Raw genomic sequence first — 26,268 nt, forward strand, 5'->3', positions numbered from 1 at the left:
GGCTCCCCCGCCAACACCTCACAGGACAGCCAATCATGACCACCCCCTTCGAGACCACCCGTCACCACGACGTCGAACACTGGACGCTCAACGACCCCGCCTCGCGCAACGCCCTTTCCGACACCCTGGTGCTGGCACTGTTCGAAGCCTGCCTGCGCGCCAAGCAGGACACCACCCTGCGCGGCATCGTGCTCACCGGCGCGGGCGGCGCCTTCAGCGCCGGCGGCAGCCTGGGCGGTTTTGCCAATGCCATCGGCCAACCGCTGCAGCCCGGTGAAGACGACCCGCTGATCGCCATGAACCGCGGTTTCGGCGACGTGTTGCACGCGCTCACCGAGCTGCCCCAATGGCTGGTCATCGCAGTGGACGGACCTGCCATGGGCGGCGGCTTCGGCCTGGTGTGCTGCGCCGATCTCGTGATCGCCACCGAGCGCTCGGTCTTCGCCACGCCCGAGGTCACGCTCGGCCTGCCGCCGGCGCAGATCGCACCCTTCGTGTGGCAGCGGCTGGGCGACGCGGTGGCGCGGCAGTGCCTGCTGAGCGGCGCGCGCTGGAGCGCCGCGCAGGCTCAGGCTGCGGGCCTGGTGAACACCGTGGTGGCCGACGGCGCGCTCGACGCGGCCGTGGTCGAGGCGGTGCGGACTTTCAGCGCTGCGGCCCCGGGCGCGATCACCGCCACCAAACAGCTCCTGCACCGCCTGCGCGACAAGGCGCCCGACCTGCGCAGCGAAGCCGCCATCGCGTTCGCCGCCGCGCTGCGTGGGCCAGAAGCCGCAGCCGGTCTGTCCGCCTTCGCGAAGAAGCAGCCCGCGCCGTGGGTGGATGTACCCCTACGCTCCACCGCTGCGCGGGTCGCTGCCCCCCAAGGGGGCGGATCCGGCTTGGGGTGGCCCGGCGCCGGATCGAAGGATGGCACCGCATGAAAAAACTGCTGATCGCGAACCGGGGAGAGATATCCCGCCGGGTGATCCGTACAGCCCACGCCTTGGGCATCGCCACCGTGGCCGTGTATTCCGACGCCGACCGCGACGCGATGCACGTGCGCGAAGCGGGCACCTCGTTCGCGCTCGGCGGCCTGGCTTCGGCCGACTCCTACCTGCGCATGGACAAGCTGCTCGAAGCCGCGCGCGCCACCGGCGCCGACGCCGTGCACCCCGGCTACGGCTTTCTGAGTGAAAACGCACACTTCGCCCAGGCCGTGATCGACGCCGGGCTGACCTGGGTCGGACCACCGCCGGCTGCCATCCGCGCGCTGGGCAGCAAGTCCGCGGCCAAGGCGCTGGCCGGTCAGCAGGGCGTGCCCTGTCTGCCCGGTTACTTCGGTGCAGACCAGCGCGATCAGACCTTCATTGCCGAGGCGCAGCGCATCGGCTTTCCGCTCATGGTCAAGGCCGTGGCGGGCGGCGGCGGGCGTGGTATGCGCCTGGTGCACGACGCCGCGCAATTGTTGCCGGCGCTGCACAGCGCGCGCTCGGAAGCGCTCTCGGGTTTCGGCAACGGCGACCTGCTGATCGAGCGCGCCTTGCTCGCGCCGCGCCATGTGGAGGTGCAGGTGTTCGCCGACGCGCACGGGCACTGCATCCACCTCGGCGAACGCGACTGCTCGGTGCAGCGCCGCCATCAGAAGATCATCGAAGAATCACCCAGCCCCGCGGTGTCGCCCGCGCTGCGCGCCGAGCTGGGCCGGTGCGCGGTGGCGCTGGCGCAGGCGGCGGGGTATGTGGGGGCGGGGACCGTGGAGTTTTTGCTGGAGGATGGGGGCGGGGAAAGCCCTCACCCCAACCCTCTCCCAGAGGGAGAGGGAGTCGGTCACTTCTATCTGATGGAGATGAACACGCGCCTGCAGGTCGAACACCCGGTCACCGAAATGATCACCGGCCTCGACCTTGTCGAGTGGCAGCTGCGCATCGCGCGCGGCGAGCCGCTGCCGCTGACGCAGGAACAGGTGCGCTTCAGCGGCCACGCCATCGAAGTGCGCCTGTGCGCCGAAGACGATCACCACACGCCGCACACCGGTCGCGTGCGCCACTTCGCCGAACCCGATCTCATGGCGCCTGGCTTGCGTTTTGACCACGCGCTGGAAACCGGCAGCACCGTCACGCCGCACTACGACGCCCTGCTGGGCAAGCTCATCGCCCACGCGCCCACGCGCGCCGAGGCCATTCACCGCCTGGCGCACGCGCTGGGCGCCACGCAGGTGCTCGGCCTGCCGACCAACCGCGCCTTCCTCGCGGCCTGCCTGTGGCACCCGGTGTTTGCCGAGGGCGGTGCGCGCATTCCCTTTCTGGTCGAACACGGCGACGCGCTGCGCACCCGCCTGCAGGCCACGGCCAGCGCCGAGGGGGTGGCCGCGCTGGCCCTGCTGTACGCCGGCCAGCCGCCGGCCGTCGCCTTGGCCAGCCCCCACCCGCGCCACCTGCGGCTGCGCCTGGGCAGCAAGGTGCAAGAGTGGCTGGTGCAGGAAACCGGCCAGGGCCGCGTGCGCGTGATCCAGGGCGACCGGGTGCACGAGGCACAGGTCAGCGGCCAGCGCATCGTGCTCGACGGGGTCGGCTGGAGCGCCCGGGCCGTGGCGGTCGACCCCAGCGCCGGTGTGCCGCGCTGGCATGTGCAACTCGCGGGCGGTGACCTGCCGGGTGGCACCGCCACCGAACTCTGGCTCGACGATCTGGGTTTTGCGCCCCGCGAAGCCGCGGGGGGCGCCAGCGCTGCGCGCGAGCTGCGCGCCCCCTTCAACGGCAAGCTGATCGCCCTGCATGTGCAGACCGGGCAGACGGTGGCGCGCGGCGCGCCGCTGCTGGTGATCGAGTCCATGAAGCTGGAGCACACCCTGCACGCGCCGCGCGACACGGTGATCGAAAGCCTGAACGTGGCGCCGGGTCAGCAGGTGGCTCCCGGTCAACTGCTCGCCACCTTCCTGTGATGAACCCTCAACCGACCCCCGACTTCAGCGCGGAAGACCGCTCCGCGTTGCTCGACACCGTGAAGCGTTTCGCCACCCAGGCGATCGCGCCGAACGTGAACGCCTGGGACGAAGCGGGCGAGGTGCCGCGCGCGCTTTACACGCGGGCGGCTGAGCTGGGCCTGCTCGGCCTGGGCTACCCCGAGGCGCTGGGCGGCACCCCCGCGCCTTGGTCGGTGCGCAACGCCATGTCGCAGACGCTGGCGCGCTGGGGCGGCAGCGGCGGCGTGATGGCCAGCCTGTTTTCACACAACATCGGCCTGCCCCCGGTGCTCGCGCACGGCACGGCCGAGCAGCAGACCGAAATCGTTCCGCCCGTGCTGCGCGGCGAACAGATCGCTGCGCTGGGCATCACCGAACCCGGTGGGGGCTCCGACGTCGCGGGCCTGCGTTGCACCGCGCGGCTCGACGGCGGCGACTACGTGATCGACGGTGAAAAGGTGTTCATCACCTCGGGCATGCGCTGCGACTGGATCACGCTGGCCGTCAGAACCGACTTGAAGAGCAAAGGCGCCAGCGGCCTTTCCATGATCGCCGTGCCTTGCGACGCGAAAGGCGTCTCGCGCACGCCGCTGCAGAAGATGGGCTGGCTCTGCTCCGACACCGCACACCTGCGCTTCGACGGTCTGCGCGTGCCCGCGCGCTACCGCCTGGGCGAAGAGGGCGCGGGCTTTCGCATGATCATGGGCAACTTCAATGGCGAGCGCCTGGCGCTGGCCGCCATGGCGCTCGGTTTTGCCGAGGCCTGTTACGACGAGGCGCTGGCCTGGGCGCGCCAGCGCCAGACCTTTGGCGTGCCGCTGATCGAGCGCCAGGTGATCCGGCACAAGCTCATGGACATGCAGATGCGCATCGCATCCACCCAGGCCTGGGTGGATGCGATGGGCGCGCGCGCCGACGCGGGCGACACCGGGCCGGAATGGGTGGCCCAGGTGTGTCTGCTGAAAAATCACGCCACGCAGACCATGCAGTTCTGTGCCGACGCCGCCGTGCAGATCCTCGGCGGCATGGGCTTCATGCGCGGCACCGTGAGCGAGCGCGTCTACCGCGAGGTCAAGGTCATGATGATCGGCGGCGGCGCCGAAGAGATCATGAAAGAACTGGCCGCGCGCCAGCTCGGCCTTTGAAAATCAGCGCGTGGCGTTGAGCTGGCTGGCGGCCTGTGCGCTGACGGTGTGGCTGGTGGGGTAGAGGCCGGGGTACAGGTCTTTCAGCTTCTCGCCCGTTTCGTTGTTGGCCAACACGTCACCGGTGCGCAGGGCTTCCATCAGTTCGGCCTTGACTTCGGCGCGGGTTTTGCCCGCTTCCATGTTCTGGGGGGCGTAGCGCCCCGGGTTCACCTGGTTGAGCAGGACGCCGGATTCGCCGTTGGCGGGCATGTTGCCGGTGCGGATCGCTTCGGCGAGTTCGGCGCGCACCTGGTCGCGGGTCTTGGGGCCGTCGGCGGCGAACACCTGGGTGGCGCTCAGAGCGATCAGGGCGGCGGCGATGGCGGATACGTGGTTGCGGTTCATGGTGAAACTCCTTGTGGGCGTTGGAACGGTGGGTCAAAGCCGGTTGGGCTGGCTTCGACGGGAAAGCCGTTGTGCCTTCCCTGGAGATGAATTCTTGACACCCAAACTCACGGTTTCCGAACCGCCAGATTACAAAGTTGTCATCCAGCAGATCACCGGTGTGTGCGACCATTCCCACCTGATCGATCCACCCCCATGAGCCCAGCGATGCGTGTCCTTGTCGTCGAAGACGAACCCAAACTCGTGCAGTACCTGCACCAGGGCCTCAGTGAAAACGGCTACGTCGTGGACGTCGCGCGCGACGGCATCGAAGGTCGCCGCCTGGCCACCGGCGGCAGCTACGACCTCATGCTGCTCGATGTGATGCTGCCCGGTGTCGACGGCTACGGCGTGCTGTCGGCGCTGCGCGCTCAGGACAGCAAGACGCCCGTGCTGATGCTGACGGCGCGCGACAAGATCGAAGACCGGGTCAAGGGCCTGGAGGGCGGCGCGGACGACTACCTCGTCAAGCCCTTCGCTTTCTCCGAACTGCTCGCGCGCATGGGCGCGCTGCTGCGGCGCGGCGCTTTCGCGACCACGCAGTCGGCCACCGTGTTGCGCCTGGCCGACCTGGAGGTGGACCTCGTCTCACGCCGCTGCACGCGGGGCGCACAACGGCTGGACCTGACCGCCAAGGAGTTCAACCTGCTCGCACTGCTCATGCGCCGGCGCGGCCAGATCCTGTCGCGCACCACGCTGGCCGAACAGGTCTGGGACATGCACTTCGATTCCGACACCAACGTGGTGGAGGTGGCGGTGCGCCGCCTGCGCGCCAAACTCGACGACCCGTTCCCGAGCCGCCTGCTGCACACCGTGCGCGGCATGGGCTATGTGCTGGAGGAGCGCGCCGAATGAACCTCCCCACCTCGCTCACCCGGCCCGCCATCGAGCCCCCGGTCCCGCCCACCGATCGCTGCCTGCCGCTGCAGTGTGGACCCTCCATCGCGCGCCGCCTCTCGCGCGCCATGGCCCTGCTGATGTTTGTGGCCCTGGGCGTGCTCAGCGTCGCCAAATATTCCGCCATCGCCATGCGCATGGAAGTGGACCAGCTCGAATCGCTGCAGGAGAAAGGCCAGTCGCTGACCAAGGCGATCGGCATCGCCTGCGAAAGCGGCGAAGCCGGCCTGCTCCAGCGCATGACCCTGTTCGACCCCGTGCGCTCCTCCACCCGGATGCAGCTGTGGCGCGGCGACGGCACCGAACTCTTCCGCGACGACGTGGCCCCGTTCGCGCACAGCCGCAGCCTGGCGTTCGAGGTGCCGGCCGAACGCATGGTCGGCGGCAAGGTGCGCGTGCTGCTGGAGATGGACACCACACACGACCACCGCATCCAGCGCGAAGCCATCATCACCCTGCTCATGACCACGCTGTTCGGCTCCGCCGCGGCCGGTTTCGCGATCCAGTGGCTGGTGCGCCGCGAGCTGCGTCCGCTGCTCTCGCTGGCCCGGCAGATGGACGCCATCTCGCCGCGGCGGCTCGACCAGCGCCTGGTGGTGGAGCGTTCGTCCAAGGAGCTCGATCCCTGGGTGGCGCAGTTCAACGCCCTGATGGACCGGCTGCAGGGAGCCTACGAGCAGCTCGAAGCTTTCAACGCCGACGTGGCGCACGAACTGCGCACGCCCCTGACGGCCCTGATCGGCCAGACCGAAGTGGCGCTGTCGCGCGAGCGCAGCGCCGATTCGCTGCGCGACACGCTGGCGTCCAACCTCGAAGAAATGCAGCGCCTCTCGGCCATCGTCAACGACATGCTGTTTCTCTCGCAGGCCGACCGCGGCGCGGTCGCCCGGCGCAGCGAACCCGTGAGCCTGGCCGAGCTCGCGCACCAGGTGGCCGAGTTCCACGAAGGCGTGCTGGACGAAGCGGGGCTGCGCCTGTCGGTGGTGGGCGATGCCCGCGTCGCGGTCGACGCCTCCCTGGTCAAGCGGGCCATGTCCAACCTGATGGGCAACGCCTCGCGCTTTGCCGAACCCGGTTCAACCGTGCAGGTGCGCATCGAACCCGACACCGGGACCGAAGGGCGGGGTGTGCAGGTGGTGGTCGAAAACCGGGGGCCGGCGATCGAGCCGCAGCACCTGCCCCACCTGTTCGACCGCTTCTTCCGGGCCGACGCAGCGCGTTGCTGCAACGAAGAAATTCACCACGGTCTGGGCCTGGCCATCGTGGCGGCCATCGCCCGCATGCACGCCGGCGACACCTTTGCCCGCTCGCAGGACCGGGTGACGCAGATCGGCTTCACTCTGGGGCCCCAGACTGCTTGATGGGCCCCCCGCCGCGCTGACCTGTGCGCGACACCCGGACCAGCTCGCCACGCGGCCCGGAGGGTGTGCCCGCCAGCCACATCGGCCACAATGACCCGATGCGAACCCCACCCCCGATCCCCGCCGAATTCGAACCCGAGTTCATCGCCGGCCTCAAAGCCATCTTCGAAGAAAAAATCGTCTTCAACCAGGTGCTCGGCCTGAAGATCACCAGCCTGCTACCCGAGCGCGTGACCGCGCGCATCGACATGAAGCCGCAGCTCGTGGGCCACTACAGCTACAACCGCATCCACGGCGGCGTCATCAGCGCCGGACTCGACGCCATGGGTGGCCTGGCCTGCATGGCCGCCATCGGCGCGCGCCACATGGACGAGTCGCCCGATCAGCGCCTGCACCGCTTCGCCAAGCTCGGCACCATCGACCTGCGCATCGACTACCTGCGCCCCGGCATCGGCGAGTTCTTCGAACTGCGCGCCGAAGTCATGCGCCTGGGCTCGCGCGTCGCGAGTACGCGCATGGAATTCCTCGGCCCGGACGGCAAGCTGCTGTCCTGTGGCTCGGGTGCGTACATCGTGTCGTGATGCCATGAAAAGGAGCCGCCTTGCGCGCTGGGCGCTGTGGCTCTGGGCCTCGCCCAACACCCTCATCGGTCTGTTGCTCGGGTTGCTGCTGCTCCCGCTGGGCGCACGTTTCCGGCGGGTGGACGGCGTGCTCGAAATCGCTGCCCTGCGCCGGCTGCCCCGGCACCGCTGGTCCTTCGCCGCCATCACCTTCGGCCACGTGATCCTGGGCACCCATGCGCAGGATCTGGAGCGCCTGCGTGCGCACGAGCTGGTGCATGTGCGGCAGTGCGAGCGCTGGGGCCCGCTGTTTCTGCCGGCGTACCTGTTGGCCGGGGCCTGGCAGTGGGTGCGGGGGCGGGATGCCTATTGGGACAACCCGTTCGAGGTGGAGGCGCGTCGGGTTGGCGGATGTTGAGTGCTTGGTTTCGCCAGCCAGCGCCCCGTCACAATGACGGTGACGGACCGGCATCCAGCTGCGTCAGCCACGCCGGGCCGCTTCGACCGCTGCGATGTCGATCTTGGTCATCTCCATCATGGCCTCGAACGCGCGCCTGGCCGCCGCCGGATCGGGGTCGGTGATCGCGGCCGTCAGGGCGCGTGGCGTGATCTGCCACGACAGTCCCCACTTGTCCTTACACCAGCCGCATGCACTCTCCTGGCCACCGTTGCCGACAATCGCGTTCCACAGACGGTCCGTTTCGGCCTGGTCGTCGGTCGCCACCTGGAACGAGAAAGCCTCGCTGTGCCTGAACGCCGGCCCGCCGTTCAGTCCGAGACACGGGATGCCCATCACCGTGAACCCGACCGTCAGGACATCGCCCTGCTTGCCCGAGGGATAGTCGCCAGGCGCACGAAGGACCGCTCCCACCGCGCCGTCCGGAAAGGTCTCGGCATAGAACTTGGCGGCGTCCAACGCGGCGCCGTCGTACCAGAGACAAATCGTGTTCTTGCTGATCATCTGGGTTCTCCTGCAGCGGGACAGACGTGCGACCCCGGGACCCCTGGCGTCACTGCGCCTTCCTCGTTTCGACATGATCACCACCGTTCCGCAACGCGACAAACGGCGGCAGCAACAACCGGTTCATACCGCCACCCGACTCGGCAGCAGGCGGTCGTATTCATTCTTGACCACGCTGTAGCACTCGCACACACGTCGTTCCAGGCCCGGGCGGTCCAGCACCGATATCCGACCTCGGGCATAGCGGATAAGGCCACTCTCCTGCAGCTTGCGCGCCGCTTCGGTGACGCCCTCACGGCGCACGCCCAGCATGTTGGAGATCAGATGGTGTGTCATCACCAGCTCGTCGCCAGACAGGCGATCCAGGCTGAGCAGCAGCCAGCGGCAGAGCTGCTGGTCCACCGAGTGGTGGCGGTTGCACACCGCTGTCTGGCTCATTTGGGTGATCAGCGCCTGGGTGAAGCGCAGCATCAGGTGCATCACCGGGATCGAGCGCTCGAACTCGGCCTTGATGGCATCAGCGTGCAGTCGGTAACCCATGCCCGCGCTTTGCACCACGGCCTGGTTCGGTGTGGAACCGCCGCCCATGAAGATGGCGATACCCACCACGCCCTCTTGACCGACCACCGCTATTTCCGCCGAGGAGCCGTCCTCCAGCACATACAGCAGCGAAACAATGGCGTTGGTGGGGAAGTAAACGTAATGAAGAGACGCCCCGGATTCGTAGAGCACCTCGCCCAGCGGCATTTTGCAAAGTTCAAGCTGAGGCTGCCAACGAAGCCACTCGGCATCCGGCAGCGAAGCCAGCAGCTGGTTCTGGCGCGGGTCGACGGGATCGGTCAATTGGGTTGCCTCGAATGCCTGTTGTCGCGGGACACTGCGCGGATGTTGCGTTGTATTCTTTTTTGGGCCCCGTGAATACTACCCACCATCTTCTTGAGTCCGAGCATTGGGCGACTTGTGTTCACCCCAGCCCTAGCCAGCTGTCCCGTTGCGAGGGTGCCCCGATAATCGGGCATGAGCCAAACCCCAAGCCAAGGTATCGGCGCACGCAGTTCAAGTGCCGTGCGTGCCGTGGGTCTGGGTGCGTCGGCCGGGGGACTGATCGTGCTCGAGCAGTTCCTGGCGCATGTCCCACCGTTGAGTGGTCTGGCCTACGTCGTTGTCCAGCATCTGGATCCCACGCAGAAGGCGATGCTCGTTGAACTTTTGCAGCGCTCAACGGTCATGCCGGTGCTCGAGGCAACCGACACGATGCGTCTTGAGCCGGACGTCGTCTACGTGATTCCGCCGAACAAGGAGCTGACCGTGGCGGGGGGGCTGTTGCACCTGGCAGAACCTGCTCAGCCCCGGGGCATGAGACTGCCCATCGATCTGTTTTTTTCATCGCTCGCGCGCGACCAGGGAGAACAGTCGATTGGCGTGGTGCTGTCCGGTATGGGGTCGGACGGCACCCTGGGTTTGCAGGCTATCAAGTCGCAGGGCGGTTTGACGCTGGCGCAGTTGCCTGAGTCGGCGCAGTTCGACTCCATGCCCCAGAGTGCCATCGCCGCGGGCTGCGTCGACATCATCGGCCTGGCTTCCGAACTGCCCGATCGCATCGTTCGCGTCATCGAAGAGAAGAACGGCACGCCCTCGTTGCCCGAGGACGACGATGACGCCGGTGCGCAAGCGCTGGGATCGATCCTGCGTTTGCTGAAAGAGCGCAGCAAACACGACCTCTCGGACTACAAGCCCAGCACGCTGCGCCGACGCATCCAGCGACGTCTGGGCGTGCACGGCCTGACCACCTATGACGCGTATGAAAAGTTCGTGAGGGAGAACCCGCAGGAACTGGATCTGCTCTTCAAGGAGATGCTCATCGGCGTGACCAGTTTCTTCCGCGATCCTTCGGTCTGGCAGGAGGTCAAGGACGTGGTCATGCCTGCCCTGCTGGCGCGCTGCCCGCAGGGAACCCGCCTTCGGGCCTGGGTGGTGGGATGCTCCACGGGCGAAGAGGCTTACTCCCTGGCCATGATCTTCAAGGAAGCGGTTGCAGAATCTTCTGGATCTGAGAGCCATTCGCTGCAGATTTTTGCCACCGACCTGAGCGCCGACGCCATCAACGCAGCCCGCAAAGGCCACTATCCGCAGAGTATCGCGGGCGAGGTGGGACCAACCCGGCTGGGCAGGTTCTTCACGGCGCAGGGGAGTGGTTTTCTGATCAACAGCGAGATCCGGGAAATGGTGCTGTTCGCGCAGCACGACGTGATTCTCGACCCGCCGTTCACCAAGCTGGACCTGCTCTCGTGCCGAAACTTGATGATCTATTTCAATGCGGCACTGCAGAGTCGCCTGATGCCACTCTTCAGCTACAGCTTGCGGCCGGGCGGCGCGCTGTTGCTGGGAGGCTCCGAGACCACGGGCAACTCGCATGCGCTCTTCACGCCGATCAACCCGAAGTCCCGGCTCTATTGGCGCAGCGAAAGTCCTGTCAACGCTGGTTCGGTGTACTTTCCGACCAGCCCTCCCCGGGCGAAGAACCGGCCTTCCCAGGAGTTCAAGGTGTCCCCTTCGACTGTGCTTCCCGTCAATCTGCAGACCCATGCTGAGCAAGCGCTGCTTCAAGAGTTCTCCCCCGCCGCCGTGCTGGTCAACGACCAGGGCGACGTCGTCTATATCAATGGCCGCGTGGGCAAGTACCTGGAGCCCGCATCCGGGAAGGCCAACTGGAACATCCATGTGATGGCCCGGCCCACCATCCGGACGCAGATTGCGGCCGCGCTGCGGCAAGCCATCCAGGACAAAGGCCGTGTGGAGGTGCGTGGTCTTCGGTTGGGGGATGAAACGGCGCAATCCTCGCTGGATGTGACCGTCAAGCTGATGCAGGAACCCCATGCCCTGGCGGGCCTGGTCATGATCGTTTTTCACGATGTGCTTGCGCCACCCCCGGCCAAGCGCAGGCGCAGGGTCCCGGAGGGGGTGGCTGACCCGCACATGATCGAAGAGTTGCAGCGCTGCAAGGACGAGATCCACGCCTTGCGCCAGGAAATGGGGGCTTCCGCTGAAGAGCTGCAGGCGGCCAACGAAGAGTTGCAGTCAACCAACGAGGAACTGCAGTCGGCCAACGAAGAACTGACCACCTCCAAGGAAGAGTCGCAGTCGATGAACGAGGAGCTTCAGACGCTGAACCAGGAGCTGCAGACGAAACTGGACGACCTCGCTCTTGCGCAGAGCGACATGCAAAACCTGCTCAACAGCACCGACATTGCCACGCTGTTCCTTGACAGCGCTTTGAATGTGCGCCGTTATACCGAGCAGGTCACACGCATCATCCACTTGCGAGAAGGGGACATCGGCCGGCCGCTGACCGATCTGGCCAGCACGCTGAACTACCCCACGCTCAACGATGACGCCAGACAGACGCTGAAGACGCTGACACTGACCGAAAAAGAGATCACGACCTCCGATGGACTCTGGTTCCTGGTGCGAATCAAGCCCTACCGGACACTGGCCGACACCATCCAGGGCGTGGTCATCACGCTGATCGATATCACCACCGCCAAAAAACTCGAGGCACGCCTTCGCAAGGAGTAGAGTGCAGTCACCCCCTGTCGAGACGACAACTTCTGGAAGTACTCATGTCACAACTTGTTGAAACCTCTTCCTATCTGTCGAGCTTGCGCGAGCGGGCGACCACGAAACTGACGAACGGCATGCGAAGCGATCTCTCGCGTGCCAGCACATCGGAGGCGATGGCGGTGTTGTTCAAGCTCGCGTCTTCGCCGTCCACAGCCGGTGATGCCCTTGCCCTGCTGCACGAGCTCCAGGTCCACCAGGTCGAAGTGGAGATGCAGCACGAGGAACTTCGCTGTTCCCGTGTGGAGCTGGAGAGCGACCTGATCCGCCAGACGGCCCGCGTTGAGCGGGCGCCGGCAGCGTTCCTGGTCGTTGACGAGGCCTCCGTGCTGTGCGAAATCAACCTGGCGGGCGCCCGGCTGCTGGGTGCGGCGAGCCATGATCTGCTGGGCCGACCGCTCTCCAGCTTCCTTTCGGCGCCCAGCAGCGAACAACTGCAGAAGATGCTCACGCTGGCACGGAGTGGCGCTGTGCCCGAGACCCGCGAGTTGCAGTTGTTGCCCCAGGGCGGCGTCGTTCGGAAACTCCTGTGCTCCGCCGGTCGAGAGGTGCCTTCGGGGCGATTTTTGCTGGTGCTCCTGGCGCCTCCGTCGTCCAGCTAGGGCTGTGGCTGCGGTTGGCCGGGTCCCATGCCGATCCGGAGCGGTCAAAGACTGTCGCGCCGCAAATGACGGCGCCTGGCGGCGGGTGGTTTCCCAGCCGCCCGTCCATCAATGCGCTTTGCGGACCTCCGGCCGCACCCACCACCAGGCCACGGCCATCAGCACCGCAAACGAGGTGTAGGCGGCCTCAAACACCCACCAGGGCGCCTCCCAGTACAGCAGGCGCGAGAGCCAGTGTTCGATGAAGCCCTCGCGGTAGCCGCCTTGTCCGGCCAGGCGACGCAGGTCCTGCTCCCACACGGTCAGCGGGCAGAGCTGGCCAAGCCAGGTCTGGGCGGCGATGTACAGGATCAGCCCCAGATGGATGAAACGCAGGCCCCGGTGGTGCACCCAGCGCCAGCCCAGCGCGCCGCCGATGAGCACCAGCGGCAACAAACCGACCACGAACACCACCACGCCCACGTGCAGCGTGAGCAGGGCATCGGCCAGCAGGCCGGCGGCGGTTGCGTTGATGCTCATGGGCGGGTTGGTTCGGTGGCAGAAAAAAAGCCGCTCACGCACGGGGCGTGGCGGCTGTCACGCATGGCCTGGCAAGCAGGCGGCGTGGGATCCGTTGAGCGATTTACTGCGAGATCTGCATGTAGTCGGAGACCACTTTCCAGCGGTTTTCCTGCAGCTGCGACAGGCGCGTGGCGTTGCTGCCCAGACGTTTGGTGGGGCTGAAGGTCTGCTCGGCACCGCCGAAGATGTCGGGTGGCACCTTCATGGTGTCCATGGCCTTGATGAAGCTGTCGGTGGTGAGGCCGGGGCCGGCCTTGCCGGCGGCTTTCAGGAAGGTGTCCACCGCGTTGTAGCCGTAGATCGAGAACACGGTCGGGTCTTCGTTGAATTTGGTCTTGTACTTGTTGGCCCAGAAGCGGATCGGCTGCGAGGCCTCGTCGGTGTAGGGGTTCTGCACCGTCATGGTGGCGTAGAGGCCGTTCATGGCCGGGCCGCCGAGTTTGTGGATCAGGTCGGTGTAGGCCGCGCTGGAGCCGATGAAGGTGGGGTTGAAGCCCAGGCGCTTGGCGGTGGCGATGCCGCCAATGGTCTCGCGGATGATGGTGCCGAGCACGACCATGTCGCACTGCTCGGCGGCCAGCTTCTGCATCTGCGAGGCAAAGTCGGTGGCGCCGCGTTTGTACGAGGTTTCGGCGGCCAGCGTCATGCCGATGGACTTCAGGCCTTCTTCGGCGCCGCGTTTGACTTCGAGGCCGAACTCGTCGTCCTGGTACATGGTGCAGACCTTCTTGGCGCCCTTGTCCTTCACCAGCTTGGGCACGGCGATCTTCATCTGGTCGAAGTAGGTGGCGGCGAAGCTGTACTTGAGCTTGTGGAAGGGCTCGTACATCTCGCGCGCGGCGGTGACCGGGAAGAAGTTGATCACGTTCTTCTGGAACTGCACCGGCATGGCGGCCATGTTCTGCGCGGTGCCGATGTGGCCGACCATGGCAAAGATCTTGTCCTGGTTCACGAGCTTCTGCGCGGCGAGCACGGCGCGGCGCGGGTCGTAGGCCGAGTCTTCCACCAGCAGCTTGACCTTGCGCCCGTTGACGCCGCCCTGTTCGTTGGCCTCGTCCACGCGCAGCATCATGCCCAGGCGCACCTGCTTGCCAAAGCCGGCGATGGGGCCAGAGAGGTCCTGGATCGAGCCGATGACGATCTCGTCCTTGCTCACGCCTTGTGACTGGGCGAACACGGCGCTGGAGGCCAGCACCAGGGCGGTGCCGAGCAGGGGAAGTCGGGTTTTCATGGGGCTTGTCTCCTTGGGGTGGTCGTGGTTGTGGTGAAGGGTCGGTGGCTCGGGGTCAGCTGTACATGGCGTCGATCTGGCCCGCGTATTTCTGCTGCACCAGTTTGCGTTTGAGCTTCATGGTCGGGGTCAGTTCTTCGTCTTCGGCGCTGAGCTGGGTGTCGAGCAGGAAGAATTTCTTGATCTGTTCGACGCGGGCAAACTTCTTGTTGACGCGGTCGATTTCGGCCTGGATCAGCGCCTGCACCTCGGGCGCGCGGGTGAGGCTGGCGTAGTTGGAAAACGGCACGTCGTTGTCCTGCGCATATTTCTCCACGTTCTCCTGGTCGATCATGATGATCACGGTGAGGTAGGCCCGCTTGTCGCCGATCACCACAGCGTCGGTCACGTAGGGCGAGAACTTCAGTTCGTTCTCCAGCTCGCTGGGCGTGATGTTCTTGCCCCCTGCGGTGATGATGATGTCTTTCATGCGGTCGGTGATGCGGAAAAACCCTTCCTCGTCGGCCACGCCCACATCGCCCGTGTGCAGCCAGCCGTCGGCGTCGATCGTCTCGGCGGTCTTCTCGGGCAGGTTCAGGTAGCCCATGAACACGTTGGGGCCGCGCACTAGGATCTCGCTGGTCTGCGGGTCGAGCCGCACCTCGTTGTAGCTGGCTGCCGGCCCGATCGAGCCGGGCTTGATGCGGTCGGCCGGGATGCCGGTGGAAGCGCCGCAGGTCTCGGTCATGCCCCAGACCTCCAGCATCGGCACACCCAGCGCCAGGTACCAGCGCACCAGGTCGGGCGAGATGGGCGCGGCGCCGGTGACGAGGAAGCGCGCGCGGTGGATGCCGATGAGCTTGCGCACGTTGTCCAGCACCAGCAGGCGCGCCAGCCGGAACCGCAGGCGCAGGCTGCCGGGCACCGGCTGCCCCGTCATCACCAGCTCGGCCACGCGCTGGCCGATCCCGATGGCCCAGGCGTAGGCGGCCTGCTGCAGCTGGCTGGCTTCCTTGAGCGTGATCATCACGCCCGAATAGAACTTCTCCCACACGCGCGGCACCGCGGTGAACACCGTGGGGGCGATCTCGCGCACGTTTTCCGGCACGGTCTCGGGGTTCTCCACGAAGTTGAGTTTCGCGCCGGTGTAGAGCGAAAAATACTCGCCGCCCATGCGCTCGGCGATGTGGCACAGCGGCAGGAAACACATGCACTCGTCGTGTTCGTCGCGCGCGATCAGCGTGTTGTAGCCGTGCACGGTGTAGACCAGGCCGCGGTGGCTGTGCATGGCGCCCTTGGGTTTGCCGGTGGTGCCCGAGGTGTAGACCAGGATGGCCAGGTCTTGTGGCCGGCAGGCCGCCACCCGGGTCTCCATTTCGCCCGCGTGGGTCTTGGCGTGGGTGCGGCCGAGCTCGCGCAGCGCGTTCAGGCTGATGACCTGCGGATCGTTCAGCTCGTGCAGGCCCTCCATGTCGAAGACCACGATCTTCTTCAGCCGCGGCAGGTGCTGGCGCACCTCCAGCACCTTGTCGAGCTGTTCGTCGTCTTCCACGAACAGCACGGTGGTGCCCGAGTCCTCGCAGAGAAACTGCACCTGATCGGCCGCGTCGGTGGGGTAGATGCCGTTGGACACGCCGCCCGCGCTCAGCACCGCCAGATCGGCCAGCACCCATTCGACCGTGGTGTTGGAGAGGACGGACGCGGTCTCTCGCGCGGCGAAGCCCAGCGCCATCAGGCCGTGGGAAATTTCGCGCACCGCTTCGGCGGTCTGGTTCCAGGTCCAGCTGCGCCAGATGCCGAACTCCTTTTGCCGCATCCAGACGGTGGGGCCGCGCTTTTGCACCGCGTTCCAGAACATCGCGGGAATGGTGTCGCCCGGCAGCACGACCTCTGGTTGAGGGCGGATGTGGGACAGATCCCAGAGGTAGCTCATGTCAACTTTTCTCCGGAGCGAAGTGCACGAACTCAGAACGCGGCGGAACCGGCTTTGCCGGGCCGCACCGCGTTGCCCCCTTGAGGGGGTAGCGCGAAGCGCTGCGGGGGTGTTCCAAAGTCATCTCCAGTTCTTCTTCTTTTTCCAGCGCCGGTCGGCGCGCACGCCTTCTTCCTTCATGCCGAGGTAGAACTCCTTGATGTCGTCCTTCTCGCGCAGGTGGGCGCAGGTGTCTTCCATCACGATGCGGCCGTTCTCCAGCACGTAGCCGTAATCGGACGCGTTGAGCGCCATGTTGGCGTTCTGCTCCACCAGCAGGATGGTGGTGCCGCGCTCGCGGTTGATGCGCACCACGATCTCGAAAATCTCTTTCGTCAGCTTCGGCGAGAGCCCCAGGCTGGGTTCGTCGAGCAGGATCAGGTCGGGGTTGGCCATGAGCGCGCGGCTGATCGCCAGCATCTGCTGCTGGCCGCCCGAGAGCAGGCCGGCGTCTTGCGCGGCGCGCTCGCGCAGGATGGGGAAGTAGCCAAACACCAGCTCCATGTCGCGCGCCACGCCGTCGCGGTCCTTGCGGGTGTAGGCGCCCATCAGCAGGTTGTCGCGCACCGAGAGCAGGGGGAACACCTCGCGCCCCTCGGGCACATGGCTCAGGCCCAGTTGCACGATGTCGGCCGGGTCCTGCGCGGTGATGTTCTCGCCCTTGAACTCGATGCTGCCCTTGCGCGGATCGATGATGCCGCTGATGGTCTTGAGGATGGTGGTCTTGCCGGCGCCGTTGCTGCCCAGCACGGTGGCGATTTCGCTGCGGCGCACCTGCAGGCTCACGCCGCGGATCGCCTTGATCGGGCCGTAGGCGCTCTCGACGTTGAGCAGTTTCAACACCGCGTTGTCGGTGATCGGCGCGGTCATAGTGATGTTGCCCCCTTGCGTCGCGTGCTAGCGCACGCGCCGGGGCTTGTCGCTGCGCGTACTGCGCTGCCCCCCAAGGGGGCTTGAGAACCTTGGGGCGGCCCGGCGGTTCTCATGCTTGCACCTCCGCCTGGTTCTCGCGGCGCAGGCTGGACACGTCGTCCACCGTGCCGAGGTAGGCCTCGATCACGCCCGGGTGGTTCTGCACCTCGGCCGGTGTGCCGGTGGCGAGTTCTTCGCCCATGCTCATGGCGAGCACGCGGTCGGACACTTTGGACACCAGCGACATGTCGTGTTCGACCATCAGCACCGTGATGCCCAGATCGTTCTTGATGTCGGCGATCCAGAACGCCATGTCTTCGGTCTCCTCCACGTTCAGCCCGGAAGACGGCTCGTCAAGCAGCAGCAGCTTGGGCTCGGTGCACAGCGCGCGGGCCAGTTCCACCACCTTGCGAACGCCGTACGGCAGGCCGGCCACCAGCGATTCGCGGTGGTGCTGCAGGTCCAGGAAATCGATCACCTGCTCGACCTTGGCGCGCGCCTCGATCTCGGCGGCGCGCGTCTTGCCGGTGAACAGCAGCTCACTCCACAGGCCGGTGCGGCGGTGGGTGTGGCGGCCGATCAGCAGGTTCTGCAACACGGTCGCGTGTTCAAACAGTTCGATGTTCTGGAAGGTGCGCGCGATGCCCAGGCGCGCGATGCGGTGCGGTGGCTGCTCGGTGAGCTTGAGCGTGCCGTCCGGGCCGGCGTAGTCGATGGTGCCGGTGGTGGGTGTGTAGATGCGGCTGATCAGGTTGAACACCGTCGTCTTGCCCGCGCCGTTGGGGCCGATCAGCGTGAACACCTCGCCGCGCTTCACATCGAAGCTCACGTTGTTCACCGCCAGCACGCCGCCGAAGCGCACGCTGAGGTTTTGGGCCGAGAGAAGGATGTCGTCGGTCATTTCAGTCTGTCGGATTTCTGGAAGGTCTTCTGGCGCTTGAACATGCCGCGCCGGTAGAACGGGAACAGCTGGATGTAGGCGCGCACCTTGAGCCAGCGGCCGTACAGGCCCATGGGTTCGAACAGCACGAAGGCGATCAGCACCAGGCCATACACGGTGCCCTGCAGGCCCGCGGCCTGGCCGATGGCGTCGGGCAGGTAGTCCTTGCCCAGTGCGATGAGCTGCGGCATGACGATCAGGAAGATCGCGCCGAGGAAGGCGCCGTGGATCGAGCCCAGGCCGCCGATCACCACCATGAGCAGCAGGTCGATCGACTGGATGATGCTGAACTGCTCGGGTGAGAGGAACTGGATCTTGTGCGCGTAGAGCGCGCCGCCGATGCCGGCCAGGGAGGCCGACAGCGCGAACGACAGCGTCTTGTAGCGCGCCAGGTGGATGCCCATGCTCTGCGCAGAAATCTCCGAATCGCGGATGGCGACGAAGGCGCGGCCGGTGCTGGAGCGCATCAGGTTGACGATGGCCAGTGTGGCGAGCACCGTGACCACGAGGCAGAGAAAATAGAACTCGTTGGTGGAATCCAGCTCCCAGCCGAACATCGACGGCGGCATCACCGACAGCCCCGAGTTGCCGCCGGTCACGCTTTCCCAGCGCGCCATGGCTTCTTCGACGATGAAGCCGAAAGCCAGCGTGGCCATGCCGAGGTAGATGCCCTTGACGCGCAGCGCCGGCAGGCCCACGACCATGCCCACCGCCGCGGCCAGCAGGCCGGCGCAGGCCATCGCGATCGGAAAGGGCACACCGGCGTTGACCATCACCGTCTCGGTGTAGGCGCCGACGCCGAGGAACGCCGCGTGGCCGAGCGAGAACAGGCCGGTGAAGCCCGCCAGCAGCATCAGCCCCAGGCCCACTACGGCGTAGATCAGCACAAAGGTGAGTTGTGCCAGCCAGTACTCTTCGATCACCCAGGGCGCCACCAGCAGGAACAGGCCCAGCAGGCTGTACCAGAACACATGCCCGCCGTGTTTGGCGAGCTGGATGTCCTGGTTGTAGTCGGTCTTGAAAATGAAGCGCATCTGTTCAGACCTTTTTCCTGAGCGTCTCTCCGAACAGGCCGTTCGGTTTCAGCACCAGCATCAGCAGCACCACGATGTAGGGCGCGATGTCCTTGAAACCTTCGGGCAGGTAGAAGCCCGAGAGCGCTTCCACGATGCCGATGATCAGTCCGCCGACGATGGCGCCGGGCAGGCTGCCGAAGCCGCCCACCACCGCAGCGGGGAAGGCTTTCAGGCCGATGAAACCCATGTTGGCGTGCACGAAGGTGATGGGTGCCAGCAGCAAGCCGGCAAAGGCCGCCACGCCCGCGGCCAGTCCCCACACCAGGCCGTTGAGCCGCTTGACCGGGATGCCCATGTAGTAGGCCGCGAGCTGGTTCTGCGACGACGCCTGCATGGCCACGCCCAGCTTCGAATAGCGGAACATCGCGAACAGCCCGGCACACAACACGCCGGTGACCCCGATCACCACGATCTGCTCAGCCGACACCACCAGCGCGCCCAGCCGCAGCACCTCGCCCGCGTAGGGCACGGGCAGGGTGTGGGTGTCGGTGCCGATGTTGGGGATCATGGTGATCAGGCCACGCAGCACGTAGCCGACACCGATGGTGAGCATGACGATGGAGAACGCCGGCTGGCCCAGGATGGGGCGGATCACCAGGCGCTCCAGCACCACGCCAAACAAACCCATGGCGACAACGGCGGCGGGCACCGACAGCCAGAACGGGAAGCCGAGCATCGTCATGGTGGCCAGACCGCCGAACGCGCCAACCATCATGAGGTCGCCCTGGGCAAAGCTCACCGTTTCGGTGGCCTTGTAGATCAGCACGAAACCCAGGGCAATGAGTCCGTAGATACAGCCCTGGGCCACACCGCTGATGAGCAGTTGCAGCAGTTGCACGCGGTTCTCCTGTGAGTCGGATGCCCTTGTCCTCCCGGCTGCTGCTGCAGGCTGTGAGACGCGTCAACCCGACGGGGTGGGGTGTTTATAGCTGCCAGGGTTGACACTGGCGCTAGGGGTTGACCCGATCCACAGTCGCGCAGGCGCCTTGCCTTGCGGTGCAGCATTTTATTTTTGCAGAGCGTTTGCTTTGCAAAATGATCGGGTCGACGTATCCTGTGGTCCCCACCCACTTTCCGACCTTCATGAAGTCCATCCGCATCGGCGCCGGCCTCGGCTTTTACGGCGACAACTGGGAACCGGTGACCGCGAGCATCGAGCGCGGCGGCGTGCAGTTCGTCGCCAGCGACCACCTGGCCGAACTCACGCTCGCCATCCTGCAGAAGGACCGCCAGCGCGACCCGTCGCTGGGTTACGCGCGCGACGTGGTGCCCATGCTGCTGCGCCTGTGGCCACTGATGCGCGAGCGCGGCGTGCGCTTCGTCTGCAACGCGGGCGGCCTGAACCCGATGGGTGCGGCGCAGGCGGTGCTGGCCGCGTTCACGGCCAAGGGCTGGCCCGCGCGCATCGCGGTGGTGACGGGGGACGACGTGTTGCCGCGCCTGCAGGACGCTTCGACGCCTGCCGATGAACTGGCCCACCTGTTCACGGGCGAACCGGTTTCACAGGTGCGCGAACGGCTGGTGTTCGGCAACGCCTACCTGGGCGCGGCGCCCATCGTGCAGGCGCTGGACGCCGGGGCCGACATCGTGATCACCGGCCGCGTGGCCGACGCCGCGCTCTTCCTCGGGCCGCTGGTGCACGGCCTGGGCTGGGCGCTCGGCGGCGCCACCGAGCCGCAAGACCTGAACCGCCTGGCCCAAGGCCTCACCGTGGGGCATCTGCTGGAGTGTTCGGGCCAGGGCAGCGGCGGCAACTTCGGCAGCCAGGGCGCCTGGAAAGACATTCCCGACCTGGCGCACATCGGATATCCCATCGCCGAGGTCTGGGAAGACGGCACGGCCCTGATCACCAAGGCGCCGGGCACGGGCGGGCGCATCAACTTCGACACCGTGCGCCAGCAACTGCTCTACGAGGTGCACAACCCGCACGCCTACCACTCGCCCGACGTGGTGCTCGACATGGGCCAGATCGTGCTGCACGACGAAGGCCACGACCGCGTGCGCCTGACCGGCGCGCGCGGCCAGGCGCCGGGGCCGATGCTCAAGGTGGTGGCGGGTTACCGCGATGGCTTCAAGGCCGAAGTGACCTGGGGCTTCTCGTGGCCCGACGCCTGGGACAAGGCGCAGGCCGCCACCGCCACCATCCGCCAGTTGCTGCAGGACAGACGCATCCCGCACGACGAGCTGTTCGTGGAATACCCGGGTCTCAATTCGGCACACGGTGCACTGGCACCGCTGCCCGATGCCGGCGCACTCAATGCGATGAACGAAATCTGGACCCGGCTGGTGCTGCGCACCCCGTCGAAGGCCGCCGCCGATGGTTTCGGTCGCCTGTTCCCTTGGCTGGCCCTGAGCGGCCCGGCCTACACCTGCGGCTTCAACGGCCTGCACAACACCAGCGAACTGCTGGGCATCTGGCCCACGCTGATTCCGCGGGCGCTGGTGGAGCCGAGCATCCAGGTCGACGTGTTGGGAGGTGCCCCATGAGCCAAACCTTGCGTATTCCCCTGGCCCGCATCGCCCACGCGCGCAGCGGCGACAAGGCCGACTGGGTGGACTTCGGTCTCTTCGCCTGGAACCTGGCGGGCTACCGCCTGATCGAGCGCGAGGTCACGGCCGAGCGCGTGCGCGCGCACTTCGCACCCTGGTTGCCGGGGGAGGTGGACGCCTGGGCGCTGCCCAACATCCTGGCGCTGAAGTTCGTGTTGCGCGGTGCGCTGCAGGGTGGCGGCGCGCGCAATCTGCGGCTGGACAACCTGGGCAAGGCCATGGCGGGCGCGCTGCTGCGGCTGGAGATCGTGGTGACGGAGGCCGAGTTGGCCGAGGCGCTGGAGGCGCCGCGCGTGGGCTGGTGGGGCGATGTTCCTCCTTCTCCCCCTGGGAGAGGGCAGGGGTGAGGGCCCGCCCGCCAACCCGCTGGAAGGCATGAAATGAACCCATCCCCCGTCACCACCGAACAACAGGGCGACATCTGGATCGTCACCCTGAACCGCCCCGAGGTCCGCAACGCTGTGGACAGCGCCACCGCACAGGCCCTGCACGCCGCCTTCCTGGCCTTCGAAGACGACCCGGCCGCGAAGGTGGCGGTGTTCCATGGCGCCAACGGCCACTTCTGCGCCGGCTGGGACCTGCAGTACGGCGCTCGCCTGGCCGCATCGGGGGAATCCGGTGGGCTGGACCAGCTCGACTTCGATGCGGACGACCCGCGCGCCCTCGGCCCCATGGGCCCATCGCGCCTGCGCCTGTCCAAGCCGGTGATCGCCGCGGTGAGCGGCGCGGCCGTGGCCGGCGGCATGGAGCTGGCGCTCTGGTGCGACCTGCGCGTGATGGAGGCCGACGCCTACTTCGGCGTCTATTGCCGGCGCTTCGGCGTGCCACTGATCGACGGCGGCACCGTGCGCCTGCCGCGCCTGATCGGCATGGGCCACGCCATGGACCTGATCCTCACCGGCCGCCCGGTGGAAGCCGCTGAAGCGCTGCAGATGGGCCTGGCGAACCGCGTCGTGCCCACCGGGACCGCACGCGAAGCCGCCATCAGACTCGCACAACAGCTCGCCGCCTTCCCGCAGGCCACGATGCGCGCCGACCGCGAAAGCGCGTACGCACAGGGAGATCTGCCGCTGGGCGAAGCCCTGCAGCAGGAATGGCAACGCGGCAAGGCGCGCATCCCCGACGCGCTGGAGGGCGCCACGCGCTTCGCGCAAGGGCAGGGGCGCCACGGCCGGTTCTGACGGTCCGGTTGCCTCGGCGGCTCCCGCCATCACCACCCGATTGGTCCCCCACGCGGGCTCTCGCCAGCCCATCATGGGTGCCATGAACCCATCTCCGATTCACAACGCCGACGTGCTGGTGCTGCAGCACCTGAACGAAGACGGCCCGGGTTACCTGGGCCAGTGGCTCGGCGAACAGGGTCTGCGCTGGCAGGTGCTGTGCACCGAAGCCGGCGACGCCTACCCGGGGTCGGTGCAGGGCCTCCAAGGCCTGGCCGTGCTGGGCGGCGCCTGGAGCGCCAACGACGATCGCCCCTCGCTGCGGCAGGCTGAAGTGCTGATCCGCGAGGCCGACGCGCTGGGCATCCCTGTCATCGGCCATTGCCTGGGCGGCCAGCTCATGGCGCGCGCATTCGGTGGTCGCGTCGAGACCCTGGCACAGCCCGAGATCGGCTGGCTGCCGATCCGCCACAACAGCAGCGACGCCGCCCGCGCCTGGCTGGGCGAGCAGACCGAGGCCACGGTCTACCAGTGGCACCACGACAGCTTTGTCGAGCTGCCACCCGGCGCCGAGCTGTTGGCCAGTTCACCCGCCTGTGCCCACCAGGCTTTCGCCCTGCGACAGCACCTCGCAATGCAGTTCCACATCGAGATCACGCCGGCCAAGATCGCCGACTGGCTGGAGCACCCGGGCCAGGCCTATCCGGTTCAGGTGCTGCTGCACCGGGACAGCGTGCAGGACCCGGCCGGCATGCAGGCCGCCACCGCCCGGCACCAGGCGGGCAGCGAGAGGCTGGCCCGGCGCATCTACGAGACCTGGCGTTCGCGCTGGCGCTGAACTCGCACGCTGGAGCGGCCTTGCGCCGCAACTCCACCAATGGTTCCCGACGACATGGACCATGCGGTCCACAGCATGGTCCTGGGTCGAGTCGGTGAACGTTGGATGGGTGTCAAGAGGCCGGTCTGGTACCCGTCTGGGTTGTCTTGAAAAATTGTTTCCATACAATATATTTGCATCAGTGAATCCATGACTCCGGTATGGATCGCCCCGTCCCATGTCACCAGAAAGAGGGTCTCATGCCGAATTCAGAGCTGGTTGATCGCTTGCAGGAGCAAGGCTGGAAGCCCCGTCAACTGGGTGGCTTCATGGGGCGTGCCGGACCTTTGTGGACGCGTCGCGAGGGGTCGGGCTGGGTGTATGGACTGCTCGCCGAAGAGCAGCATCTGAACCCCGCCGGTGTGGTGCACGGCGGTGCCTTGAGCACCCTGATCGACCATGTGCTGAGCACGGTGGCCTGGGAGGCTTGCGAGCGCACGCCATGCGTGACTGTGCAGCTCGATACGCACTTTCTGGCCGAGGTGCGCGCGGGACAGTTCGCGTTGGCCCGGGCGAGCATCACGGCCCGCACCAGCAGCCTGGTTTTCATGGAGGGCACGGTGCAGGTCGACGACCGGCCTGTGTTGGCGGCCCGAGCCATCATGAAAATGCTGCGGACCACACCCGCCCAGTGAGCCTTCGTGGCCTTCGGCCGCGTTGAGAAACGCTTCGCCCGATGCCACGGGCATCACGCCCATGCCCCCTCAGTCATGAGGGAGTTTTGAACCTTTACGACGCGATTTTCCTGTCCAGGCTGAAGCCTGTTCAACCCTGGTGACGCCTGTTATGGATGGTGGCACTTCTGCCATTTTTTTGTCTTTTTAATAATTGTCTATGTACAAATATATGTGCTATTTGACAAAAAATAAAAACACGACAAGAATTCATCCACACCAGACGAACGACGAACACCATGAAAAAACTGACCGACTACACCAGCTACGCCGATGCCCAGGTGCACTTCTCCAACGACAAGTTGTGGGAACTTTTTGATGGCAACCGCGAACACCTGAACATGGGCCACGAGTGCGTGGACCGTTACGCCACCTCCGGGAAAGAGGCGCTGATCGTGGTGAACGCCGAAGGCGCCGACGAGGTCATCACCTTCAAAGAACTGGCCGAGGATTCCTCGCGTTTTGCCCACCACCTGGTGGCGCTGGGCATTCAGCCCGGCCAGCGCGTGGCGATCATGCTGGAGCCCTCGCGGGCGTTCTATGTCGCCATGTTCGGTGTTATCAAGAGCGGCGCGATCGCGGTGCCGCTGTTCACGCTGTTCGGCCCCGACGGCATCCGGCTGCGCGTCAACGATTGCCAGCCGGCGCTGCTGGTGACCAACGACGAGAAGCAGGCGGTGGCGCGGTCCATCGTTGGCGATGGCGTGCTGATCTTCAACGTCGACTTCCTGTCGTCCATCCAGCACCTGCCCTCGACCTTTGAAGTGAAGACGCGGGCCGACGATCTGGCTGTTTTCCAGTACACCTCGGGCACCACCCGCGAACTGCCCGACGCCGTCAAGCACTCGCACCGCGCCCTGGTCACCCTGATGGTGGCGGCGCTGTACGGCACCGGTCTGCGCCCGGGTGACCGCTTCTTCTGCCCCTCGTCGCCGGCCTGGGGGCATGGGCTGTGGCACGGCACGCTGGCACCGCTGGCCCTCGGCCTGACGGTTGGTGCCTACAGCGGGCGCTTCAAGCCCGAGCGGCTGCTGCAGGCCCTTTCGGAGCACCGCTTCACCAACATGTCGGCCGCGGCCACGCACTACCGCATGATGAAGAACAGCGGTGTCGCCGACCGCTACACCTACGCCATCGAGAAGCTGTCGTTCACCGGCGAGCCCATCGACGACGAGACCGCGAACTTCGTGCACCAGACCTTTGGCCTGGAGGTCTGCAGCATGTACGGCACCACCGAGATCGGTGTGGTGTTGGTCAGCTACCCGGGCGCGTCGGATTTCCGGGTGAAACGCGGCTCGCTAGGCAAGCCCGTGCCTGGCACCCGGGTGGAGGTGCACGACGTCGACGGCCAGCTGTGTCCCGTCGGCACTACCGGGCAATTGATGGTCCAGCGTCGTGGCCAGTGGATCCCCACCAAGGACTTGGGTCGCATCGACAGTGCGGGCTATTTCCACCACGGTGGCCGGGCCGACGACGTGATCATCTCGGCCGGCTGGACCATGAGCGCGGTCGAGATCGAGAACGTGATCCTGATGCATCCCGACGTGCTGGAAGCGGCCGCCATCGGCGTGCCCGACGCCGTGCGCGGACAGGTGGTCAAGGCTTTTGTCGTGAGCGCCCGGCCCGAGTCCGAGGCCTTCACCGAAGAGATCCAGGACCTGGTGCGCCACAAGCTGAGCCAGCACGAATACCCGCGCCACGTGGCCGTCGTGCCCGAGCTGCCCAAGACCCCCGCCGGAAAAGTGCACCGCAAGAAGCTGCGCGAGCAGGAGCTCGCCGCCGCGGTAGCGACAACGAACTGATCTCCCACCCCATTCATTCA

25 protein-coding genes are annotated in these 26,268 nt (G+C 66.3%); 15 read left to right on the forward strand and 10 right to left on the reverse strand.

Annotated features, from left to right (window positions below; genetic code table 11):
• Positions 1-35 precede the first annotated feature (35 nt).
• The 3 genes from F3K02_RS20265 to F3K02_RS20275 are packed head-to-tail and all read left to right on the forward strand — an operon-like array spanning position 36 to position 4,089.
• Entirely contained in the window at positions 36-923 is an 888-nt protein-coding gene (locus F3K02_RS20265; RefSeq protein WP_177137415.1) for an enoyl-CoA hydratase/isomerase family protein, read from the forward strand.
• Positions 920-2,923 (forward strand): ATP-binding protein, encoded by a 2,004-nt coding sequence (locus F3K02_RS20270; RefSeq protein ID WP_177137416.1) that lies wholly within the window; start codon positions 920-922, stop codon positions 2,921-2,923. The genes F3K02_RS20265 and F3K02_RS20270 overlap by 4 nt, the downstream gene beginning before the upstream one ends.
• On the forward strand, positions 2,923-4,089 hold the full coding sequence (locus tag F3K02_RS20275; RefSeq protein ID WP_177137417.1) for an acyl-CoA dehydrogenase family protein: 1,167 nt from the start codon (positions 2,923-2,925) through the stop codon (positions 4,087-4,089). Before F3K02_RS20270 ends, F3K02_RS20275 begins: the two co-directional genes overlap by 1 nt.
• A 3-nt stretch (positions 4,090-4,092) precedes the next feature.
• On the opposite strand, the gene F3K02_RS20280 is transcribed toward F3K02_RS20275, so the two are convergent.
• Positions 4,093-4,476 carry a DUF4148 domain-containing protein gene (locus F3K02_RS20280; protein ID WP_177137418.1) on the reverse strand — a complete coding sequence of 128 codons (384 nt, stop codon included), beginning with the start codon at positions 4,474-4,476 and terminating at the stop codon, positions 4,093-4,095.
• Between the two features lie 207 nt (positions 4,477-4,683).
• Between F3K02_RS20280 and F3K02_RS20285 the strand changes: the two genes are divergently transcribed.
• From F3K02_RS20285 to F3K02_RS20300, 4 genes are all read left to right on the forward strand, one after another.
• Positions 4,684-5,370: a heavy metal response regulator transcription factor gene (locus tag F3K02_RS20285; protein WP_177137419.1), complete on the forward strand. Its 687-nt coding sequence runs from the start codon at positions 4,684-4,686 to the stop codon at positions 5,368-5,370.
• On the forward strand, positions 5,367-6,773 hold the full coding sequence (locus F3K02_RS20290) for a heavy metal sensor histidine kinase (protein ID WP_177137420.1): 1,407 nt from the start codon (positions 5,367-5,369) through the stop codon (positions 6,771-6,773). Before F3K02_RS20285 ends, F3K02_RS20290 begins: the two co-directional genes overlap by 4 nt.
• Positions 6,774-6,871: 98 nt before the next feature.
• The gene (locus F3K02_RS20295; protein WP_177137421.1) at positions 6,872-7,354 is read left to right on the forward strand and encodes a thioesterase family protein; all 483 of its coding nucleotides are present in this window, start codon (positions 6,872-6,874) and stop codon (positions 7,352-7,354) included.
• 4 nt (positions 7,355-7,358) lie between these two features.
• Positions 7,359-7,751, forward strand: coding sequence for a hypothetical protein (locus F3K02_RS20300; protein WP_177137422.1), 393 nt, complete (start codon positions 7,359-7,361; stop codon positions 7,749-7,751).
• A gap of 63 nt (positions 7,752-7,814) precedes the next feature.
• Here the strand turns inward: F3K02_RS20300 and F3K02_RS20305 are convergent, their stop codons facing one another.
• The gene (locus tag F3K02_RS20305; RefSeq protein ID WP_177137423.1) at positions 7,815-8,294 is read right to left on the reverse strand and encodes a VOC family protein; all 480 of its coding nucleotides are present in this window, start codon (positions 8,292-8,294) and stop codon (positions 7,815-7,817) included.
• Positions 8,295-8,417: 123 nt separating this feature from the next.
• Entirely contained in the window at positions 8,418-9,137 is a 720-nt protein-coding gene (locus tag F3K02_RS20310) for a Crp/Fnr family transcriptional regulator (RefSeq protein WP_246309598.1), read from the reverse strand.
• A gap of 174 nt (positions 9,138-9,311) precedes the next feature.
• Here F3K02_RS20310 and F3K02_RS20315 point away from each other — a divergent pair, with 174 nt between their 5' ends.
• Positions 9,312-11,870 (forward strand): chemotaxis protein CheB, encoded by a 2,559-nt coding sequence (locus tag F3K02_RS20315; RefSeq protein ID WP_177137424.1) that lies wholly within the window; start codon positions 9,312-9,314, stop codon positions 11,868-11,870.
• 44 nt (positions 11,871-11,914) lie between these two features.
• Positions 11,915-12,514: a PAS domain-containing protein gene (locus F3K02_RS20320; protein WP_177137425.1), complete on the forward strand. Its 600-nt coding sequence runs from the start codon at positions 11,915-11,917 to the stop codon at positions 12,512-12,514.
• Between the two features lie 108 nt (positions 12,515-12,622).
• Here the strand turns inward: F3K02_RS20320 and F3K02_RS20325 are convergent, their stop codons facing one another.
• From F3K02_RS20325 to F3K02_RS20355, 7 genes are all read right to left on the reverse strand, one after another.
• Positions 12,623-13,033, reverse strand: a complete 411-nt coding sequence (locus F3K02_RS20325; RefSeq protein WP_177137426.1) for a DUF2784 domain-containing protein — start codon at positions 13,031-13,033, stop codon at positions 12,623-12,625.
• Between the two features lie 103 nt (positions 13,034-13,136).
• Entirely contained in the window at positions 13,137-14,306 is a 1,170-nt protein-coding gene (locus F3K02_RS20330; RefSeq protein WP_177137427.1) for an ABC transporter substrate-binding protein, read from the reverse strand.
• Between the two features lie 55 nt (positions 14,307-14,361).
• The gene (locus tag F3K02_RS20335; protein ID WP_177137428.1) at positions 14,362-16,218 is read right to left on the reverse strand and encodes an AMP-dependent synthetase/ligase; all 1,857 of its coding nucleotides are present in this window, start codon (positions 16,216-16,218) and stop codon (positions 14,362-14,364) included.
• Positions 16,219-16,338: 120 nt separating this feature from the next.
• Entirely contained in the window at positions 16,339-17,127 is a 789-nt protein-coding gene (locus F3K02_RS20340) for an ABC transporter ATP-binding protein (protein ID WP_177137429.1), read from the reverse strand.
• A 112-nt stretch (positions 17,128-17,239) separates the two neighbouring features.
• Positions 17,240-18,070 carry an ABC transporter ATP-binding protein gene (locus tag F3K02_RS20345; protein ID WP_177137430.1) on the reverse strand — a complete coding sequence of 277 codons (831 nt, stop codon included), beginning with the start codon at positions 18,068-18,070 and terminating at the stop codon, positions 17,240-17,242.
• Complete coding sequence (locus tag F3K02_RS20350) at positions 18,067-19,143, reverse strand: branched-chain amino acid ABC transporter permease (protein ID WP_177137431.1); 1,077 nt, start codon at positions 19,141-19,143, stop codon at positions 18,067-18,069. Before F3K02_RS20350 ends, F3K02_RS20345 begins: the two co-directional genes overlap by 4 nt.
• A gap of 4 nt (positions 19,144-19,147) precedes the next feature.
• Entirely contained in the window at positions 19,148-20,023 is an 876-nt protein-coding gene (locus F3K02_RS20355; RefSeq protein WP_177137432.1) for a branched-chain amino acid ABC transporter permease, read from the reverse strand.
• Positions 20,024-20,268: 245 nt separating this feature from the next.
• Between F3K02_RS20355 and F3K02_RS20360 the strand changes: the two genes are divergently transcribed.
• From F3K02_RS20360 to F3K02_RS20385, 6 genes are all read left to right on the forward strand, one after another.
• Positions 20,269-21,672 (forward strand): acyclic terpene utilization AtuA family protein, encoded by a 1,404-nt coding sequence (locus F3K02_RS20360; RefSeq protein ID WP_177137433.1) that lies wholly within the window; start codon positions 20,269-20,271, stop codon positions 21,670-21,672.
• Entirely contained in the window at positions 21,669-22,082 is a 414-nt protein-coding gene (locus F3K02_RS20365; protein WP_177137434.1) for an AtuA-related protein, read from the forward strand. Before F3K02_RS20360 ends, F3K02_RS20365 begins: the two co-directional genes overlap by 4 nt.
• A gap of 33 nt (positions 22,083-22,115) precedes the next feature.
• Positions 22,116-22,916 (forward strand): crotonase/enoyl-CoA hydratase family protein, encoded by an 801-nt coding sequence (locus F3K02_RS20370; RefSeq protein WP_177137435.1) that lies wholly within the window; start codon positions 22,116-22,118, stop codon positions 22,914-22,916.
• Positions 22,917-22,998: 82 nt separating this feature from the next.
• On the forward strand, positions 22,999-23,733 hold the full coding sequence (locus F3K02_RS20375; RefSeq protein WP_177137436.1) for a type 1 glutamine amidotransferase: 735 nt from the start codon (positions 22,999-23,001) through the stop codon (positions 23,731-23,733).
• Positions 23,734-23,972: 239 nt separating this feature from the next.
• The gene (locus F3K02_RS20380; RefSeq protein ID WP_246309600.1) at positions 23,973-24,407 is read left to right on the forward strand and encodes a PaaI family thioesterase; all 435 of its coding nucleotides are present in this window, start codon (positions 23,973-23,975) and stop codon (positions 24,405-24,407) included.
• Positions 24,408-24,685: 278 nt separating this feature from the next.
• On the forward strand, positions 24,686-26,248 hold the full coding sequence (locus F3K02_RS20385; RefSeq protein WP_177137437.1) for an acetate--CoA ligase: 1,563 nt from the start codon (positions 24,686-24,688) through the stop codon (positions 26,246-26,248).
• Positions 26,249-26,268 lie beyond the last annotated feature (20 nt).

The organism is Hydrogenophaga aromaticivorans (assembly GCF_013387465.1).
Taxonomy (GTDB): Bacteria; Pseudomonadota; Gammaproteobacteria; order Burkholderiales; family Burkholderiaceae_C; genus Hydrogenophaga; species Hydrogenophaga aromaticivorans.